This window comes from Pseudomonas sp. Lb2C2 (assembly GCF_052112205.1).
GTDB lineage: Bacteria > Pseudomonadota > Gammaproteobacteria > Pseudomonadales > Pseudomonadaceae > Aquipseudomonas > Aquipseudomonas kilonensis.
The window spans coordinates 1-367 of record NZ_JAUTYW010000029.1 but is presented as its reverse complement, the minus strand read 5'-3'; the positions used below and the strand labels follow the sequence as shown (position 1 = coordinate 367).

Sequence of the window (367 nt, the reverse complement as noted above, 5' to 3'; positions counted from 1 at the left end):
CGCTGGTGGGCAATGCCAACGGTGCCTACGGTCAACTGTCGCTTCAGCCCGACGGCTCCTACACCTACACCCTGACCTCGCCAGCCACCACCACGCCTCACGCCAACGATGGCCCGAATGTGTTGAGTGAAAGCTTCACCTACCAGGCCACGGACTCGTTGGGCAACACCGTCACCAGCACCATCGTCATCGACATCGTCGACGACGTGCCCAGCGCCCATGCCGATTTCGCCTCGGTGCTGGAGGGCGGCACGGTCAACGGCAACGTGCTGGACAACGACGTACTTGGCGCGGATGGCGGCATGGTGATCGGCGTGCGCGCCGGCAACGACACCTCGAACCCTGCCGTCGGCGGCCTGAACACCCA

Annotated in this window: 1 protein-coding gene; it reads left to right on the top strand. The window is 64.9% G+C overall.

Annotation, left to right across the window (positions count from 1 at the left end; genetic code table 11):
* Positions 1–367, top strand: a 367-nt coding sequence (locus tag Q7F16_RS30115) for an Ig-like domain-containing protein (RefSeq protein WP_412007502.1), incomplete at both ends; no start/stop codon positions are given.